The following is a 19220-nucleotide window of genomic DNA, read 5'->3' as shown; positions in this document are numbered from 1 at the left end:
TAAAGAAAAGACAGATATGAAAATGAGGATAATAAAAACAACAATAAGAAGATACAGCCTTGTGTATGCTTTGGCTGGTACTATACTGACTATTTCATGCAGCAGCAATGAAGATGGGGATTCAGGAGAAGCCCTTGAAGACGGAAAAAGCACCGTAATCCGTGATCTAGCAGGTGATACTAATGCTTCCATGGGTGGTGATACTCCAGGAAAAACCAAGAAAGGTTTTGATACGTTTCTTTTCCGTTTCAGCGACAGAAAACAAATCTGGATCCGCAATGCGGCAGATTCTGCCCAATATTTAAAAACAAAAGAATGGGATATTGCTTTTACCGGTCCGTATAACAGCGAGGTATATGTCAACAAAGGAAACTATGAGTTTAATCCGGGTTTTGGCGGTCCAGCAAGCAGCGCTGTTATAAAAATTGATAAGCCTTATGCCGAAGTTGATGCTGCGCCATCAGACCAGGAGTTTACAGCCAGCGAAATCAATAAAATCGGATGGGCAGTCAATCAGGGCGCTGACGGTTGGTTTTTCTACAGCCTTGACACCCATATTATGCTGGCCATTAAAAGCAGAACCTATGTTATCCATCTCCCTGACGGAAAATATGCAAAGCTTGAACTCATTAACGCTTATCAGGGAAATCCCCCTGCAGTCACTAACCTTAACTGGCCAGCCCCCTATCTTACTTTCCGATATTATGTGCAGAATGACGGTAGTAAAAACTTAAAAACTAAATAATAACCAATATGAAAATCAAATTAAAAATGTATCAAGTGCTGAAGACATTCCTGTTGTCTTTTTTCAGCATGATGTTTCTGGCATCCTGTTCATCAGGTGATGAAAGCAGTCCTGCGCCTGACCCCGATGGTGGCAATCCCTCAGAAACAACAAATTACTATAAGGTAATAAGAGTAGAGAATTTTGGCTATACCCTTGCAGACGGAAATGAATATGAAGATAAAACCACTTTGTATTACAGTCTGGCAGATAATAAAGAAATGGGGAGCGAATATAGGAAAACTAATAGATGGGATCTGGCTTTCAGCGGCCTTTACAGTAGCTTTATGTCGGGAAACAATGGTAAGGATCCCGGAAATTTCGGTGCAGGCACTTCAGCCTCAGGAGGCATCTACATAGTGGACAAGTCTTTTGAAGAAGTGACTGAAATACCGGCTGAAAACCTTTTTAAAACTGGCAAGGAAGTATATGGTACAGATGAAAACGGTGCATTCGGTTCAGGCAAAGGCTGGTACTTATACGATTTTGACGGTGATCTGGTAAGAGACGGCTCTTATGATAACAAACATATTGCCTATGCCCTTGGAACACCACTGATCCTTAAAAGTGGTAAAACTGTGGCTGCACGCACGCTGATTTTAAAGACCGCTAATGGGGATTATGCAAAAATAAAGATGATTTCCGTTTACAAAAACCTATTCAAGCGCGAGGAATTTACAAGAACAGCCCCTAAAATGTATTTCACTTTTGAATATGTGCTCATTCCCAAGGGAAGCACAAAATTTGAAATCAAGGGCTAAGGCTTTATGGGCCTTCTTTCCAAAAATTATATTTAAATTTAAAATTCCATTAACTTTTATTTTGTAGTACAATTTTTAATTACTATTTTTATTAAGTCTAAATAAATATTAATCAATGAAAAATAAATTATTGCATTACCTCTTTTTATTAACCTGCGGTGCCGCCTTATGGAGCTGCACCAAAGAAGAAGATGTCTATGAAGACCGCAAGGGCGAAGATGTAACCGAGATCATTACTGACCAGAGCAAAAACAAAATCCTGAGCTATAAAATTATAAATCCGGGACAAAAGCAGGCCATTTATAGTGCGGTTGATCATGATGCGAAAACCATTACAACTTATCTGCCGGCCTATTACCAACTCGAATTTATGGAAGTGGAAATAGAGCTTCCACAGGGAAGTACCGTTTCGCCTGCGGCAAAAGAGCTGGTACCTGTCTTTTCAACCCAGCCGATTGAATATACTGTAACGGGGAATGACGGCACCACAGCCAAGTATAAGCTCAATGTGGTATTGCAGTATCCGGATATTGTCTTAAATGAGCTTTCAACTGCCACTGCAACAAGAACAATCGGGATAAGTATAACAGTTACAGGAAGCAACCTAATGGTTTCTGGAGCGGTTACCAAACTGTATCTTACTGATGAAACAGGTGCTAAAGTATGGAACTATACCTTAGATGAAATCAACAGTGCCAGCATGTCTCTGAAATTTGCGGCTGTGAACTGGAATTCAGACCAGTACAAAACATTTTCCGCCGATAAGCAGAAAAAATACTGGCTTCAGCTCGAAAGCTACGGCATAACCAGAAGAATGACTTATCCTGTTACCTTTCAATAAAACATTATAACTATCGGGCAGCATTATAAATAGTATTTACCTACAAAACATTTTTAATTATGAAAAAATTAGTTTTATCAGTTTATTTAATGGCTGCCGTATTTTTCACTTCATGTGATAATAATTCAGTAGATGAGATCCAGGGCAGCGCCTCATCTGCTAAGTCGGAATCTGTAACCAGCAAAACAGCAAAATCTGCAGCTATCCTAGCGGCTGACTGCAGTACAGTGACTACGGACAATGCGGTTGTCTATAAGAATCTAACAGGATCTTCGGGAGATTACTGCGCATGGATTCCAACCCCAAAAACAATAGGAACAGTCAGCGTTGACTTCGAGGGAATGTACGGCGGAGGTATCCGTCCTAAAACAACTGGATGGTATATTGGTGTGGTCGATCCGAGCTATACCTGCTCAAGTGGATGGAGCTCTATTGCTTCAGCAATTACTGTAAAAAATGCCAATGCAACAACTAAAGGGACAAGTCCTTCTTGCGGCAGTTTCATACCGGAAAACGTGGTTAGTGCAAATGGTGTTGTAAGCGGGTTGGATTTTGGAATAGGCTATTATGGATATGCTCAGCCGGGAGGTTTAACCATCACTAAAAAAGTAGTAATCTGGAAGGATCCAGTAGCGACGAGCGCGACGGTAGCAACAGATCCAACAGATGCTGATGAAGCATATCTAATAACTGTCACTAGTATAGTGCCGACTTTCGGCACACCACCTTTCTACGGTACTGTAAGCTACAGCTACACTAAGGTACTTTAATTAGAAATGCCCGAACTGCGGGGTTCGGGCATAAAAGCTTAACAAAACCGCCGCCCGATAGTTTTAAAAAAACACAGACTTAGTTTAAGTCTGCAATTATATAAAAAAAAGAAAAGGCTGCCTCCTTTTTTTACATTTATTTGCCTTTTAACAGCCTTATGACAGAAAATTCGGTTGAACGTTTAATTTCAGAAAGTACGACCGATATAATACTAAATGATTATCAATATTATAATTAAATGAAAAAACAATATAAATACAACTTTTATAATCTGCTGGCAGCAAGCGCTATGCTGCTCACAGTGGTAGCTTCCTGCGACACAGAATACAATACTATCTATAATGACATTCCGGGGGATGTGACCTATGTGTCGGGGGATGCCATTATCAAAAGTTTTACCATTCAGGAGCACGCGGACCAGCAGCCAATCCAGGCAGCGATAGTCAATGATACAATTAAAATAGTATGGGTAAGCTATTATGCTATGCCCAAAACCATTACCCCGAATATCGTACTGGCTGAAAAGGCCGTGATCAGTCCCAAGTCGGCTGTAGAGATTCCGTTTAAAAATGGGGAGACCTACACGGTCACCTCTGAAGCAGGCACCATTAAAAAATACACTTTAAAAGTTGATTTCCGCCAGCCCCAGCCTAAAGCATTTGTAGGCGAAGCAACAGGAACCTTAGGCGGCTGGACTAGTATAGTAAACAGCGGTTTGGGGGGTATTGATGATTTGTGGTTAAACTTGGAGCAGACACGTGTCTATCTGGTTTCAGGAGCAGACCAGAAAACAGAATATGACTGTGAAATTGCTTATTTTGGCAAAGGTACCGGAACCACTCCTTTTAGAGATTACGGTATCTATTTTTATCTTCCAGTCAATGCGCCAGTGGGCAAATACGATTTGCGAATAAAAAACGGTGAATATATTTTAAGGGACTCAAAGGAAGCAAACTGGTTTAATTTTACAGTTACTGAAAGCACTACAGTGGCCATTTCGACTTTTACAGCTGGATTCTCCGTTGTTGCAGGTGGCACCTTCAAGATCCGTGGTACAAAACTGGATACGGGTACTAGCATCTATATTTCAGTAGGGACAGCCGGTACGCGATATCCCTTGGAGATTGTTTCCCGTACAGCATATGAAGCAGTTCTAAAAGTTCCTGCAGGCACCCCTGCCGGGACATATAACAGATACTTTTTTACAGATGCAGCCAAAGAGACTATGGTTGTGCGTAATTTTACTGTAACTCCATAATAGAAATAAATTGAATAGCTTTGAGAATCTTACTTAGTGAGAGGCCTCAAAGCTTTACATCACTAAGAAAAACACAAAGTAACATGTTAAGCACCATCATCAAAGAGGCCACAAAGACAGGCCATCAAGAAACCGAAAAAAAAGTAGTTCTTCGCATTAAAAACATTAACAACGATTTAGATTACATAGAACTACTCAAATGTTTCTATGCTTACTTTAATGCAGTTGAAAAAGCAATAGCTCCTTATATCAATACCGTATTACCTGATTACAGCAATCGTCGTAACTCTTCCTATATCAAAACAGATATAGAAGAGCTAGGCGGCAGTATCGATAGACTGCCGGTGGCAGCTGCTACCGAAATTAAAGATCCAATACAGGCAATGGGCGCTTTGTATGTACTTGAAGGCTCCATTATGGGCGGTCCCTACATTGTACAGATGCTTCAGAAAAAAGGGATTGAGAAAGGATTCTCATTCTTCAGCGGCTATGGTAGTGAATCCGGATTAAAATGGGCATCGTTCACGGTAGCTTTGAATATTCTTCCACAAACAGAATCAGATAATGCAAAAGCAGTAGATGCAGCCAGAGAAACTTTCAGCAGGTTTGGTGATGTATTTGAAACAGCATCCCCGATTCAGGTTCAATAGAAATCTCATATCAATGATAAAGGCGCTATACAGCGCCTTTATCTTCAAAGAAATAATAGTTTTCTGAATAACTATCAGATGACAAATGATTTTGATTTACAATAAGCAAGCACAGAAAGTAACGCAATACAAAAAATACCTGTATTTATAGTAGCTTATTTGGTAACGCCCTTACCATTACCCGAAAGAAAAAAGAGATCCTGATATACTGAAAACCGGAATACATAATCAAAAATGCAAACTAAAAACAAATATCCGGCCAATAAAACAGTACACAAAAACAGTCATAAAATAAACACTAAGATTCCCCCCCAGCCTTGCCTGATATACTTACATTATTTTTTTTCATCTGAATCGGCTAACATTATTGTAAAGTCTATATACTCCTGACTAAAGCTGATTAGGCAAATGCTCCCTTTTTTTAATTTAGATCATAAACAAGTTAATCTCCCCATCGTACATAATCCTTTTAATCATTTAAATTAGAGAATTGTTTTTGTCCAAATGAAACGTAAGAGAGAATATTATAAAAAAAGATGTTTTTTCATCATATTTTTATACTAAAGACCTTTTCCCTAATTTTTGTTACACTTGATGTAAAGCTTTTAAGTATTTCCTTCAAACCTCCAGATCAATTCCGTTTTGTGTTTTGATCTTTATAAAATATTTCTCAATAGTTCAGCTTTTTATCTTACGATTCACGCAACATAAAAGATGTTTTTGATAAACCATAAGACTTTGGGAATTCCTGCAATTTTTATTATGGGTCTGCCGTTTTGGATATGATCCGGATAAAATCCCGTAACTCCAATACAAAACTGAGAGAAAGTAAAATACATGTGATAAAGAATACTTTTCATTATCCTTTTTTATAAAAACCAATTTTGATCATTATTTTTTCTTAATAAAACGTAAAGCCTGCACAAATAAACTGATGACCAATTCAATTCATCATTGATAAATTCAATGAAACATTGAATTTCCTTCTTTTCAGCAGAGGTATTTTATTTTTGATAAGTCCCTATTGCTATAATTCTTCTATAAAAATGATTAAAATAAAAACGAAATATATTGCTCTTTATATTCTGGGAATTCTGTTGTTGATTTTTGGACAGCGTAATTTTTGGGAAAGTCTGTTGAAGGAAGCAGAAGATAAAAAAGAAGCACTGAAACTAAGAAAAGAAGCACAGGAAGCCTTTTCTCAGAAATTCGAGATTCAGAAACTGCAATATGATTCTGTTAAACGTATATGGAAAAACAACTCCCTTTATTTTCAAACCATACATACCGGCAGTATTAACTTTAAAGCCCTGAAAAACAAAACTGTTGTGGAAACAAACGATGATGAAAATGCTTCAGAAAGCTCCTAAACAATATCTGGCTCAGACCCGAAGAATCTTCCACTGTAATTGCAAAATTAAGATTCCAATAGAACATGGTGAACAGCTTTTGGAAAAATCTTTTGAATTGCTTGAAGAAATAGATCGAAAGTATAATTCGTATGTATTCGGTTCCTATTTCAGCTGCATCAATGAGAGGAGAGGAAACTGGTTTACTGTTGACCAAGATTGCATTGAGATGATCAACACAATCCAAAAGGTTTCGGTTATTACCAAAGGACATTATGATATTACATGTATGCCACTGCTAAAACTCTGGGGATTTTATAAAGAAAACAATCATAAACTGCCGAAAAGTAATGAACTCCTTTCTGCACTTGAAAAAGTCGATTTTCGATCCATCCTTACAGACGGTCTGAAAGTTAAAATAGGTACTGAACAGGAAATCATTACCGGTTCTTTTATAAAAGCTTTTGCGGTTGATAAAGCTATTGAGTTTCTTAAAGGACAAGGCGTTACAGATGCTGTAATAAATGCAGGAGGCAGCACCATATCCTCATTAAATGATACGTCTCATCCAGTTTGGAAAGTTAATATTCCTGACCCTTTTATTAAGGATGCATTTAAAACCGGACTGCAGATAAACTCGCAGACGTTCAGCCTTTCAGGAAGCGTGGATAATCATCTGATAATTGACGGGAAAAAATATGGTCATATCCTGAACTGCATAACCGGATATCCTGCTGAAAGTATTCAAACAGGAGTGCTCACAAAAAGTGCCTTTGTAGGAGATGTACTTTCTACTGCGCTTTTCACGGTTCCGGCTGTAATGCGAAATGAAGTGATAGCCGAATTGAAAAAAGATTTTGACTTTGAATATTTTATTATAGACAACGACAATAAAAAAACATTTACAGAATGCTTTCAATACCTTCGCTAAAGAAAGAGACTAAGAAGAAACAAATCGAATCTATAGCAGATCCGTCAGATTTTTATATTCCCTTGTCCGGATACAAAGACTCGATGGAACCCCTTGTAAAAATTGGAGAGGCTGTTAAAAAATATCAAATAATTGCAGCAGGATCTGATATTGCTGTCGGAAAAATACATGCTCCTGCTTCAGGAATCATTAATGCTTTTACCAGTATTGGAAATAAAACAGTTGTTCATTTGATAAATGATTTTAAAGAAACTGCACTGCCTGCTCCTTATTTTGATCTTTCAGGAATAAATCTTGAAGTATTGCAGGAAATACTTCTTGACTGCGGTGTTAAAGGAGCTGGAGGATCACAATTTCCTACGCATTTAAAATACAATTTAGTAAAAGAAAAAATTAATACCCTGATTTTTAACGGTGCCGAATGTGAGCCTTATTTAAGCAGTGATACTGCGCTGATGAAATATGAAATTTCCGAACTTTTGCAGGCCGCTAAAGTTTTGCAAAAAGTTCTTGGTGCTACTGAAATAGTTTTTGGTATTGAAAAACACAATAAAGCCTTAAAAGTACATCTTTTAGAAAATGCACAGAAAATAAAATTAGCTATAAAAGTGAAAATTCTTCCTGATACTTATCCGCAGGGAGGTGAATTGCAGCTTATTAAATCGATCACAAAGCTGGAACTTCGAAAAGGCACTATTCCTTCAAGGCATGGTATTCTGGTCAATAACATCGGGACATTGAGGGCAGTTTATAATGCCATTTTCAAATCGCGTCCCATGATAGACCGTATTGTTACTGTTTCCGGAAATAGCGCATCTAAAAGTGGAATTTTCAAAGTAAAAATAGGTACGCCGGTTTCTCATATTTTAAATCTGACTGATAACCAATGGAATCCCGAAAAACAGACGGTAGTTATGGGAGGTGCTATGATGGGAAAAAGCATCGATTCGCCTTTGCAGCCAATAGAAAAAGGATCCGGTGGTTTACTGATTCTGAAAAAACTGAACGCAACAGAAAATAACTGTATTAAATGTGGTCTATGTATTGATGTTTGTCCGCAGAAACTGATGCCTTTGGAATTCGTAAGGCATAATATTGATCAAAATCTTAAAGCTCTCCGTACTTTTAACTTACAGGATTGTATTGAATGTGGTGCCTGTGCCTATATCTGTCCCAGCAATGTGGCATTGATGGAAAATATTTTTGAAGGTAAAATAAAACTGTCTGCATCGGCAGAAAAAACACTACAATGAAAACAGCTCCTTTTATAAAACCTAAATTCAACGGCACACAAATGGTGATGCTTGACGTTGTGCTGGCATTACTACCACTGGTCATTATTGGCTGTCTTGCGTATGGAAGACTGGTAATGATGCAGTTCATAACTGCTATAACAGCAGCCCTTATTACAGAATTTCTATTTTCTGTTTTTCTACTAAAAAAATACAATACTATACTGGATGGTTCTGCTTTGGTTTCTGCGTTACTGCTGGTTCTTACACTCTCGCCGCTGGTTCCGTTACATGTAGTAGCTTTTGGCGCTGCTGCTGCTATATTATTTGGAAAAATATTGTGGGGAGGTTTGGGCAAAAATACCTTCAATCCTGCACTTGTCGGCAGAGAATTTATGAGCGTCTTTTTTTCTTCGGTTATGATCTCTTCTGATATATGGAAAACAAAAGAATTTGTAAAAACAACAACCGATCAGCTTTTTCCGGCTATGAACCATTCAGTTCTGAGCGAATATCTGAGTTCTATAGTTTATAAAACTTCCGGTGCCGTAGGTGAATATTCTATTCTCTTTATAGTTCTGGGCGGATTCTATTTGTTAATACGCAGCAGAATCAGCTGGCATATTCCTTTTGCACTTTTAGCCGTTTTTACACTGCTGCTATGGCTCCCGGTAGGTGCACATCTTCACTACTCTGCAGCAGGCATTCTCCTTGGCACTATATTTATGGCAACCGATATGCCTTCAAGTCCTGTAACTCCAAATGGTAAACTCTATTACGGTATGATGACAGGTCTGATTATTTTTATATTAATAAAAGGCGGTGTACAGTTTGAATATATGTCCTACTCTATCTTGCTCCTTAATGCTTTTTCACATCAAATCAGTATACTGTTCCGTCCTTCAGCCTGGGGAGATCCAACAGACTGGAAGCAAAAAATCGAGCCGGTATTTAATCTTACTATCAAAATTTCAGGTGCTGCCTTTGCAGTCCTGAGTCTTTCTTATTATGGACTTATTCCGTATGCAGTTTTTCTATACCTATTATACCTCATCACTAAATTCAACTTTTCCTTTTCAAAAAAAATTAACAATGCAATTTAAGAGTAAAAACATGAAAAAATTATTTATGTCCGGAGCGGCGGCTGTTCTGCTTTATGGATGCAGTGAACCCAAGATATAACGTACTGTTTTTCAGGGTAGTTCCAGAGAAGCAATTGTCAGTAATATTTTAAAACGAAGATCTATTCGAAAATATACAGACAAACAGGTTACACAACAGCAGCTTGATACGATAATGAAATGTGCGATTTATGCTCCAAGCGCGCTTAATAAACAGACATGGGAAATTCGTGTCGTTCAAAATCAAAAAATCCTGGAAGAAATCAACAAAAGATTTCTTGCTTTTGCACAGGGTAAAGAACTTCAGGGAAGCGCATCACGTTACCGGGAAGAAGGTTTCAGCATTTTTCACCATGCTCCGACACTGATTGTAATGGCCGGAGAAAAAGGAAGTTCCTACACCAAACTTGACGCTGGACTTGCACTGCAGAATATATTACTAAGCGCCAATGCTCTTGATCTGGGTACATGCCCTATTGGTTCTCTGGTACCTGTGCTGAACCTTCCTGAAAATGAAGACATTCTCAAACTATTGAACATTCCTGAAGGATACGAAGTTACTATCAATGTAGCTCTTGGTCATCCGGCAGAAAGTCCTGAAGCACCAATTCGATACAGTGATAAAGTTAAAATTATAAAATAATATGATGTTTAACTATTCTGTTTATTACATTATTTTCATCAAAGATTACTAGAGTAAAAAAATAGAAAGCATACAGAGACAAAAAACCTCCAAGCTTAAACACTTGAAGGTTTTGCGACTGTAATTTATTTGAATAAATGAAATTAAAAATTTAATAATGGCGGATTTTTTTGCCCTTCAGAAATCAGTTTTCGGTTTCCTTTGTTTATCGCTGTTCGCACTCTTTTTTTCTTTCCCTCATATTCCTTAATACATCTTTCGAGTTCGCCGTAAAGCTTATTGTATTTCTCATATAACTTTTCCAGTGATTCCATCCCTTCTCGAATTTCTGATTCCTGTGATTCTTCTAACACATAAGAAAATACAGAAGACATCGCTTCAAACTTATTGAAAGCCGCTGTGATAATCCGGTGCTCTCTGGAACTTATTCCATTCATTATTAAATCTTATTTATTAAATTAATTATTCAAAAAAATATTCTTTTACAAAGTCAGTTTTTGCAATACTTTTTCAGGATAGTCTGTAATTATTCCGTCTACCTGAAGCTGTATCATATTGTCAATTGCTTTATCATCATTAACAGTCCATGGAATGATTTTCATCTTCAGCAATCGAAGTGAATCGACTTCTGTTTTATTGAGTAATTTATAATGCGGACTGTAAATTTCCGGCTTAAAATCAAGCAGTAAAAGATTTTTTGATATACTGCCTTCTCCAACCAGATAGGCAATTTTTGTTTTAGGATATCTTTTATGCATTACATTTAATACTGCAGGATCAAAAGACTGAATATTAATCTTTTGCTCAATTCCTTTGTCTTTAATGATTTTCATCACCAAATCAGTAAAAGCTTCCGGTTCCGGTTGTCTTTTGCCGTAATCTGATTTTTCAGATTTGATTTCAATATTATATCGAACTGATTTCAGATTGTTTTTGGCAATAAATCCTTCAACGCTATCAATCACTTCTGATAATAAAGGCTTGTATGTTTTTTGTTTCTGCTGCATCGGAAAAGCGTTATTTCCTCTAGAACCACCGTCAAACTTTCTAATACTGTCATAGGTCATTTCATAAAGGTTGTAGCTCTTTTCTTTATCCTTTGCAATTGGTTTTCCTTCACTGTCCAGCATATATTGCGAAGACATAAAAACCTCATGAGAAACCACGACTTTCTTGTCTTTAGAAATCACAACATCCAATTCTACAACGTCTGCTCCTTTTTTAACAGCACTGAGAAAAGCAGGAATAGAATTCTCAGGAAAATTACCACGATCACCTCTATGTCCCTGCACTTCTATTTTACTTTTTGATGTAACTGTCTTTTGACTTCCGCAAGAATATATTGCTGCTGCCGCACTTAAAACACAAATTATCTTTTTAAATTTTAGCATTTCTATTTGACTTTATCTATTCTGTAAGTGGTAGTTGCAGAATGGGTTTTACCAAACATATCTGTAGCTTTGATTTCAATCGCATGTTCCCCAATAGCAAGGTCAGAAGGGATATTTCCTCTCCAGACATGAGTACTTTTTTCAGGATCAGAAGAACGTTTTCCAGGCATAAGTACCTCCGATAATTCCCATTCATAAACTAATTCAACATACGACGGATCTTGTACTTCTACATATTCCATTTCTTTCCATTCTCCCTGATCTACACGGTACACCACTTTATCTTTTTTACTTCCCATGAAAAAATTGGCGAATACACCAGATTTGGTACGTTTTCCCTTCGCAACCACTTTTGGAGCAAAAACTTTCATTTGATAGTTTTCTGGTTTTCCGGCTACTTTATAATCTACAGTATATTTATTTCCATTAAAATGAATAAAAGCATACCCTTTTGGAGTTCCATCTCTCATAACCGAAATTGGAATTCCTTTCTCATCCAGTTTTCCGGAATACCAATCACCCGATGTGGTTCCGATATTATAATGATGATGCGGAGTTTCCTGTAACCAGCCGTCTTTCTTTTCGAAAAAATCTTGTCTTTGTAAATGCGTATGTGCCGAAAGGGAAAGTGTATTCGGGAAGTCTTTCAACAATTCAAATAATTTTTGACGGTCTTCATCTCTGAAAGAATCGTCTTTACTGTCCGGTTCGCTTATCGGAATATGGAAAGCCAAAACAATTAAATTGTCTTTTGGAACCGTTTTAAGGTCATTTGCTATAAACTGCATTTGCTCTTCTGTAAAACCGCCCCAATAACCTTCATGATCTCTTGGGTCTGGATACAAAACATCATCCAAAACAACAAAATGTACCTTCCCATAATTGAAGGCATAATTGGCTGGGCCAAAATGAGCTTCATAGGTTTCATCTGCCAATTTATCTTCTTTGGCATCAAAATTTAAATCATGATTTCCTAAAAGATTGTACCATGGAATTCCAACTTTCTTTACTGCCTGAATATAAGGATTGAATAAACTAAGGTCATTTCCAACCAAATCTCCCATACTTAATCCAAACGGAATATTTTTAATGCCTTCGACTTCGGCAACAATTCCTCTTGTAAAAAAATCAACTTCTTCTAAAGTATACGGTTGCGGATCTCCAAAAATAAGCGCTATAAAATCATTGGTTTCCTTCTGCGGAAGCAATCCGAAATCTACAGATTCCGGTAATTTTCCTGTTGGTGCAACGCCTTCAAACTTTCCTTTAGGAGAACCTGCTGGCTTATGATTATAGAAGAACTGAGGCAGATTATCTTTATTAACCTGAATCTTATAACCCGAAGGTTTGATTACAGCAATTATAGCATCATTTTGCAACGGCAATTCATAGTTTCCTTTTTTATCAGTTAAAACTACTTCACGTCCATTGGTTACGGCAACATTTGCAATCCCTTTTTCTTTTTTTTCCTTTTTACCGTTTTGATTTAAATCTTCAAATACGATTCCTTTTACGGTTGTCTGTGCTGTTAAAACACCACAAAACAAAATCGCACTGTATATAAATGTCTTTTTCATTTTTTTTAAATTTTATTTATCCCACCAAACTTTAGTATTGATATTATCACCTCCAACCATCTCAACTGCTTTGTGATAGTTTTCAGTATTTTTAATCTGCTGATTGTCCGGATAAGTGAATCTTGACGGCATAACTCCATTATTTAACATGGCAGTTGTTGTTGGTAATACAGGAAATCCTGTTCTACGATATTCAAACCATTGCTGATAATCTGTAAAATATAAAGCGTAGTATTTTTGAAGCATGATTCTTTCCAAAGTTCCATTGTACTGTGCTTCGGGTTTACTAAAATAAGTTGTTGGAGTTGTTGCTTTTAGTTGCTCTATCCCTGCTCTCACTCCTTTTTCGTAATGTCCAGCTGCATCTGTAATAAGACCTCTCTGTGCTAATTCTGCTTTAATAAATTCAACCTCAGCATACGTTAATAAAAAGATCTGCATCGGATTTTGTACCTGCACATTATAAAGTGTTGAAGCATTATATTTGAACTGAGAATCCGAACCTTCATAAGCACTTGTAATTCCTTTAAACCCGATTGGGGCATTGGTAACCAAAGCTGTCGCACCTGTTGCAATTATGGCTCTTCTCGGATCTTCAAGCGTATTTAGATTATCAATAAAGAAAGAAGCCATTTTGATGTTCAAATTAAAATCCTGCGGTCTTCCCCATGGAGAAACATTTGGCGAAACACCTGTTACTTTCAAAATTGCACTTTCGGCAGTACTAGTAAAAACTGGGTAAACTTCCGGATGATCTGCCATATAAGCCAATTTTGTAAAAGCTCCCGTTTCTGTTCTGTTAGAAACTCTTAACAGCAATCTCATTTTTAAAGAATTGGTAAATTTCTTCCATTTCAGAACATTGTTTTGAAACAAAATGTCTTCTGTATAAATCATTGCCTTACTTGTATCGTAAAGTGTATTAGCTCTCTCTAAATCAGCTAAAAGTGTTTCGTAAATAAACTCCTGTGTATCGTACTTTGGGTATAGAATTCCGTCTTCTCCGCTCACCGCTTCGGTCATCGGAACAGGGCCGAAAAGATCTGTTAGATTGGCATACACCAAAGCATTTAGCGTTAGTGCCACTGCTTCGTAATTGCCATCGCCTGCTTTTACTGAAGCCATTCGCATTTCTCTGATATTGTTCAGCCATTTGTAATAATTATTCCAAGCCGAATTTCCAATATTATTGCTGACATCATAACGATGCAAACCTCCTGAAATACTTGGAAAAGGAAGCGAAACCTGCATCAAATTGAAAGTAACATCTACACTCTGTGATGCATTTTGAGAAGCAATTCCGTAAATAATTGGATTAATTAAGGTCCCTGGACTTATTTCAGTAATAAGATTAGGGTTTTCGTTAAGCTCTTCATAACTTCCGGTGCAGGAAATAGTCAGTCCTGTAAGCAGTACTAATATTGCAGTAATTTTTATCTTTTTCATTTTCTTATTATAAAGTCAAACTTAAATTGAAACCATATGTTGCTGGAGATGGCATCTGCCCCATTTCAATACCTGGTAAAATGGTATCTCCGTTTAATGCTGCTGTTTCTGGATCATAAATTGGGAAATCTGAAACAGTTGCTAAATCCCTTCCGAAAATTGAAACCTGAACTGACTGAAGTCCTGAGTTTTTAAGCCATTTTTTTGGCATGTTGTATTGAAGACTGATTTCGCGAAGTTTTCCAAAAGAAGCATCAAAAGAGTTGGATTCGATATTGGCTCTTCGGTAATAACGAGTATACCAATCTGCCGTTTTTACTTGTTTTGTATTTGGCGAATAAGATCCGTCTGCATTTTGAACCACACCTTCACCAATGATAAAGCCGGTTTCCCTGCCCATACTATTTGAATTTAATTTTCCTTGTTCAGAAAGTTTGTGATGGGTCTGCGAATAGATGATTCCTCCATATTGCCCGTCTAAAGTTACATTCATAGTAAAGTTTCCGATTGAAAAACTATTGGTAAAACCTGCTTTCCATTTTGGACTGGCATCACCAATATATTGAATCTCTTCAGGATATGCGGGAAGACCTGCATTATCGTAAACAATCTGTCCATCAGGAGATCTCACGAATCCAAAACCGTAAATGGCACTTGTTGTTCCGCCTACTTTTGCAATGATAGAAGCCGTTCCTCCTGTACCAATAATTTGCTGACCATCGATTCCTTCCGGTAATTCCATTACTTTATTCCAGTTACGAGACCAGTTTATTGTTGAATTCCATTTAAAATTATCGCCATCAATAATTTTTCCGCCAAGCGTAAGTTCAATTCCACGGTTTCTTACTTTTCCACCATTCAAAACCGCTCCGCTGTAACCTGTTGAAAAATCCATCGGAATATCGATAATCTGGTTTTTTGTTACACTTTCGTAAACCGTAGCGTCTGCTGTAAGTCGGTTTTTAAACATTCTAATTTCGAAACCTGTTTCAAAACTCGTTGTAATTTCAGGTTTAAAATGGTCGTTGTATAAAACCGTTAAAGTCTGCGCAGAACTTGGGAAAGCACTTTGTCCGTAATATTTTTGGGTTTTATATGGTTCAGTATCATTCCCTACCTGAGCAAAAGAAAGTCTGTATTTTAAGAAATCAATTGATTTAGGAAGTGAAACCATTTCAGAAATAACCGCACTTGTATTAATCGACGGATAAAAGAAGGAATTGTTTTCAACTGGAAGCGTACTCGTCCAGTCATTTCTTCCTGTAATATCAACAAAAAGCATATCGGCATAAGACATCGAAACTAATCCATACAAACTGCTCATTTTTTTGTAAGCATCCCCTAAAGTCAAAATTGGTGCGCTGGAACCGTTTGAAAGTTTATAAACTCCAGGTACGACTAAACCTGTAACCTCTGCTTCTGTTCTTCTGTATTTATAACTCATCGCATTTCCTCCGGCTGAAGCGGCAAGAGAAAATTTATTTCCGAAGTCTTTTTTATAAGAAAGCAAAAAATCCGAGTTGATTTCTTGTTTGAAAACATCTTGTCTTTCGTAAAATCCTTTTGCATATCTGTTGATACTGTAAGGTCTTTTCTGTTCTCTTGTCTGATTGTATGTGTTCATAGCCGAACGAAGCATTAATTCCAGATTTGAAGACAAAGTGATGTTGGCAAAAATATTACCTACAATCTGATCACTATCTAATGTATTAGTTGCCTCATAAGCAATCAAATAGGGATTATCTATAAAAGAGCTGAAAGGATGCAACTGCTCGATTTGCTCTTTACCTTTCACCCAAATTGGACGATACCAGTCCAAATCGATGTTAGGTTGCTGGAAAATCATAAAATAAGCGATAGATCCATTGTTATAACCTGTAGAAGGTAAATTGTCACTATTTCTTGTATTATAATTGATTGCTGTTCCTAGTTTGATTCTATCAGAGACTTGATAGTTGGCATTGACAGCAGCAGTAACTCTATCAAAACCTGTATTTGGCATAATCCATTCATTTTTTTGATTTCCAACAGAAAGACGCATCGATCCTTTACTATCACCTCCTTGAATAGAAACATTATTATTTAAAGTCACACCCGTTCTCCAAAAATCTTTTCGGTTATCTCTATAAGATTGCCAAGGAAGTCTTTCTGCGGATTGTCCCTGCAAAGCTGGATCATATTGATAGAAATTTTGTCCCGCAAAAGCTGGTCCCCAGGCACTGCTGGTTCCGCTGGTTGAAGTTCCATCTATAGAATTTCCATAAGAATAATATTGATTACCCGAAGCGTCTGGAGAATTTCCTGTTCCCTGCCCATAACTATATTGATAATCTGGCCATCTCTGAATTACATCAAATGTTGCTCCTGTGTTTAAAGAAATTCCTAAACCTTTATTTTTCTTTCCAGATTTTGTAGTAATAATTAAAGCTCCGTTTGCTGCACGACTTCCATAAAGCGCAGTTGCACCTGCTCCTTTCAGCACTGTAACAGCATCGATATCATCCAAATTAAGATCAGAAATTCCGTTTCCGTAATCAATAGGAGAATCTTCTCCCATATAAGCGCTGCTGGATCCTGAAGTTGTCATCTCAGCATTTACAGGAACTCCGTCTACAACGATCAGTGCATAGTTTCCTTTAGGACTTAATGATCTGTTTCCTCTAAGTGTAATCTGCTGTGAATTTAATGGGCCAGATCCTGTAGAAGTAATACTTAAACCTGCCACTTTTCCTTTTAATCCAGACGACCAGTTGTTTGGCCTTCCCTGCGATAAATTATCCGATTTGATAGTCTGGTGCGAGAATCCTAATCGTTTTTCTTCTCTCTTAATTCCTAAAGCCGTTACCACCACTTCATTAAGTTCGCTTGTGCTTAATTTCATGATAACTGTAATTGGATTACTGCTCGCCGGAACTTCCTGAGAAACATATCCCATATAAGAAACGACAAGTACAGCCGAAGCATTTACAGCAAAGCTGAAATTTCCTTCCATATCTGTCATTGTATTGGTTTTTGTTCCTTTTTCAAGAATGGTGACTCCCGGCATTGGCATACCGCTTTCGTCCAAAACTCTTCCGCGCACATTCATTTGAGCACGAAGATTTTTGGTAACTGTAATAGTGTTATTCAGTTTTTTAAATGAAAGGCCTGTTTTTGCAGCAACTTTTGCAAGCACTCCGTCAAGGCTTTCTTTTTCTGCATAAATGGAAATGCGCTGTGAACTTCCGGATATCTTTTCGTCAAAAAGAAAAGTAAAAGATGTTTTCTGTTCTACTGCACTGAAAAATTCTGTAATTGCAGCATCTTTTAAATTAAGGCTAATCTGCACATCTTTTCCCGACTGTACAGAAGCAAATCCTTTAAAGGAAAAAATTAATAAAATCATTAAGTAAAGATTTTTCATCTTTATATACTTATTGAAAAAAAATTGTAGTTTCGTATTCATTACTATTAGGCTATAAATTTTATTTTTAGTCTGTTTTAAATCGCCCGTTTCCGTTGCACCGGAAGCGGGTTTGTTTTTTCTGTTTTTTAAGGTGTCTTTTTTCTTATAGTGATATGGTTTTTGGTTGTGTAATTTATTTTCAGCTGTTTTAAATAGGCAATACTTTCCAATACATTCTCCAGTTTTTCATCTTTAAATTTTCCGGAAATCGTAAGGTTGTTTAATTCTGGATCTTCAATTGTAATATCTACATTATACCAGTTTTCAATAATTTTAACTGTTTCTGAAAGTTTGGTATTTTTAAGCATGATGGTATTGCTGATCCAGGCGATTTTATCTTCGCTGTTTTCTGTAGAAATCTGAAAATCGGAATGCTTAACCAAATCGGCCTGTTGATTTTTAATAATTTGCACTTTTTTTCCGGTTGGCGAACTGACTTCCACTTTCCCACTGATAACGCTTACTTTGGTGTCATGATGGTTATAGGAATTAATATCGAAAGATGTTCCAAGCACTCTAACTTTTACGTCGTGTGTCTGTACAATAAAAGGACGTTTTACATCTCTAAAAACTTTAAAATAAGCCTGACCAACAAGTTCGATATTTCTAGTCTCATCAAATTCTTCCGGATAAGTAATGCTGCTGTTTGAGTTCAATACAATAACACTTCCGTCTTCAAGGAAAATTTCTTTCTTTTCCCCTTTGGCAGTAATTTGAGTAATTACTGCAGGTTTGAAAATAAACTTAGTGGCAGAAAATGCAATGGTAAGTCCGACAACTAAAACAGCTGCGATTTTCAACGCTTTTTGAATACTGTATTTTTTTGGTTTAACCTGTAATTCTAAAAGTATCTTATTTAGAATAATATCACCTTTTTCATCAGATATTTTTAAATCTGATGGTTGCTCCTGCATTTTATCAAAAAATGATTCAACTGCTATTTTTTCTTCAGGTGTGCAGGTACCTTCTTCGTATTTTTTTGCTAACTGCAAAAAGATTTGTTTTTTCAAAATATATGCT

Annotated in this window: 18 protein-coding genes; 11 read left to right on the top strand and 7 right to left on the bottom strand. The window is 36.9% G+C overall.

The window, feature by feature from the left end; genetic code table 11:
• Nucleotides 1-22: 22 nt before the first annotated feature.
• From ACFS3A_RS09385 to ACFS3A_RS09360, 6 genes are all read left to right on the top strand, one after another.
• Nucleotides 23-745: an HmuY family protein gene (locus ACFS3A_RS09385; protein WP_379825154.1), complete on the top strand. Its 723-nt coding sequence runs from the start codon at nt 23-25 to the stop codon at nt 743-745.
• An 8-nt stretch (nt 746-753) separates the two neighbouring features.
• Nucleotides 754-1545, top strand: a complete 792-nt coding sequence (locus ACFS3A_RS09380; RefSeq protein ID WP_379825153.1) for an HmuY family protein — start codon at nt 754-756, stop codon at nt 1543-1545.
• A 130-nt stretch (nt 1546-1675) separates the two neighbouring features.
• Nucleotides 1676-2386 (top strand): hypothetical protein, encoded by a 711-nt coding sequence (locus ACFS3A_RS09375; protein WP_379825152.1) that lies wholly within the window; start codon nt 1676-1678, stop codon nt 2384-2386.
• Between the two features lie 89 nt (nt 2387-2475).
• Nucleotides 2476-3156 (top strand): hypothetical protein, encoded by a 681-nt coding sequence (locus tag ACFS3A_RS09370; protein ID WP_379825151.1) that lies wholly within the window; start codon nt 2476-2478, stop codon nt 3154-3156.
• A gap of 239 nt (nt 3157-3395) precedes the next feature.
• Entirely contained in the window at nt 3396-4415 is a 1020-nt protein-coding gene (locus tag ACFS3A_RS09365) for a hypothetical protein (RefSeq protein ID WP_379825150.1), read from the top strand.
• 83 nt (nt 4416-4498) lie between these two features.
• Complete coding sequence (locus ACFS3A_RS09360; protein ID WP_379825149.1) at nt 4499-5065, top strand: biliverdin-producing heme oxygenase; 567 nt, start codon at nt 4499-4501, stop codon at nt 5063-5065.
• 698 nt (nt 5066-5763) lie between these two features.
• Here ACFS3A_RS09360 and ACFS3A_RS09355 read toward each other — a convergent pair.
• The gene (locus ACFS3A_RS09355; RefSeq protein WP_379825148.1) at nt 5764-5925 is read right to left on the bottom strand and encodes a hypothetical protein; all 162 of its coding nucleotides are present in this window, start codon (nt 5923-5925) and stop codon (nt 5764-5766) included.
• Nucleotides 5926-6111: 186 nt separating this feature from the next.
• Between ACFS3A_RS09355 and ACFS3A_RS09350 the strand changes: the two genes are divergently transcribed.
• From ACFS3A_RS09350 to ACFS3A_RS09330, 5 genes are all read left to right on the top strand, one after another.
• The gene (locus ACFS3A_RS09350; protein WP_379825147.1) at nt 6112-6435 is read left to right on the top strand and encodes a hypothetical protein; all 324 of its coding nucleotides are present in this window, start codon (nt 6112-6114) and stop codon (nt 6433-6435) included.
• The gene (locus tag ACFS3A_RS09345; protein ID WP_379825146.1) at nt 6416-7345 is read left to right on the top strand and encodes an FAD:protein FMN transferase; all 930 of its coding nucleotides are present in this window, start codon (nt 6416-6418) and stop codon (nt 7343-7345) included. Before ACFS3A_RS09350 ends, ACFS3A_RS09345 begins: the two co-directional genes overlap by 20 nt.
• Nucleotides 7324-8598, top strand: a complete 1275-nt coding sequence (gene rsxC / locus ACFS3A_RS09340; protein ID WP_379825145.1) for an electron transport complex subunit RsxC — start codon at nt 7324-7326, stop codon at nt 8596-8598. The genes ACFS3A_RS09345 and rsxC overlap by 22 nt, the downstream gene beginning before the upstream one ends.
• Nucleotides 8595-9680 (top strand): RnfABCDGE type electron transport complex subunit D, encoded by a 1086-nt coding sequence (locus tag ACFS3A_RS09335; protein ID WP_379825143.1) that lies wholly within the window; start codon nt 8595-8597, stop codon nt 9678-9680. Before rsxC ends, ACFS3A_RS09335 begins: the two co-directional genes overlap by 4 nt.
• Before the next feature lie 112 nt (nt 9681-9792).
• A complete protein-coding gene (locus ACFS3A_RS09330; protein WP_379825339.1) occupies nt 9793-10341 on the top strand; it encodes a nitroreductase family protein in 549 nt (182 codons plus the stop codon).
• Nucleotides 10342-10484: 143 nt separating this feature from the next.
• Here ACFS3A_RS09330 and ACFS3A_RS09325 read toward each other — a convergent pair whose 3' ends face one another.
• The 6 genes from ACFS3A_RS09325 to ACFS3A_RS09300 form a co-directional block, all read right to left on the bottom strand.
• Nucleotides 10485-10778: a hypothetical protein gene (locus ACFS3A_RS09325; protein ID WP_379825141.1), complete on the bottom strand. Its 294-nt coding sequence runs from the start codon at nt 10776-10778 to the stop codon at nt 10485-10487.
• Between the two features lie 45 nt (nt 10779-10823).
• Complete coding sequence (locus tag ACFS3A_RS09320; RefSeq protein ID WP_379825140.1) at nt 10824-11732, bottom strand: glycerophosphodiester phosphodiesterase family protein; 909 nt, start codon at nt 11730-11732, stop codon at nt 10824-10826.
• 2 nt (nt 11733-11734) lie between these two features.
• The gene (locus ACFS3A_RS09315) at nt 11735-13309 is read right to left on the bottom strand and encodes a calcineurin-like phosphoesterase C-terminal domain-containing protein (RefSeq protein WP_379825139.1); all 1575 of its coding nucleotides are present in this window, start codon (nt 13307-13309) and stop codon (nt 11735-11737) included.
• Nucleotides 13310-13321: 12 nt separating this feature from the next.
• A complete protein-coding gene (locus ACFS3A_RS09310) occupies nt 13322-14755 on the bottom strand; it encodes a SusD/RagB family nutrient-binding outer membrane lipoprotein (RefSeq protein WP_379825138.1) in 1434 nt (477 codons plus the stop codon).
• Between the two features lie 7 nt (nt 14756-14762).
• Nucleotides 14763-18140 (bottom strand): SusC/RagA family TonB-linked outer membrane protein, encoded by a 3378-nt coding sequence (locus ACFS3A_RS09305; RefSeq protein WP_379825136.1) that lies wholly within the window; start codon nt 18138-18140, stop codon nt 14763-14765.
• Between the two features lie 146 nt (nt 18141-18286).
• Nucleotides 18287-19210, bottom strand: coding sequence for a FecR family protein (locus ACFS3A_RS09300; protein WP_379825135.1), 924 nt, complete (start codon nt 19208-19210; stop codon nt 18287-18289).
• Nucleotides 19211-19220 lie beyond the last annotated feature (10 nt).

The sequence above is a fragment of the Flavobacterium notoginsengisoli genome, assembly GCF_042686225.1.
Classification (GTDB): Bacteria; Bacteroidota; Bacteroidia; order Flavobacteriales; family Flavobacteriaceae; genus Flavobacterium; species Flavobacterium notoginsengisoli.
Note: the sequence above shows the minus strand (reverse complement) of the source record. Positions and strands in the feature narration are given on the sequence as shown.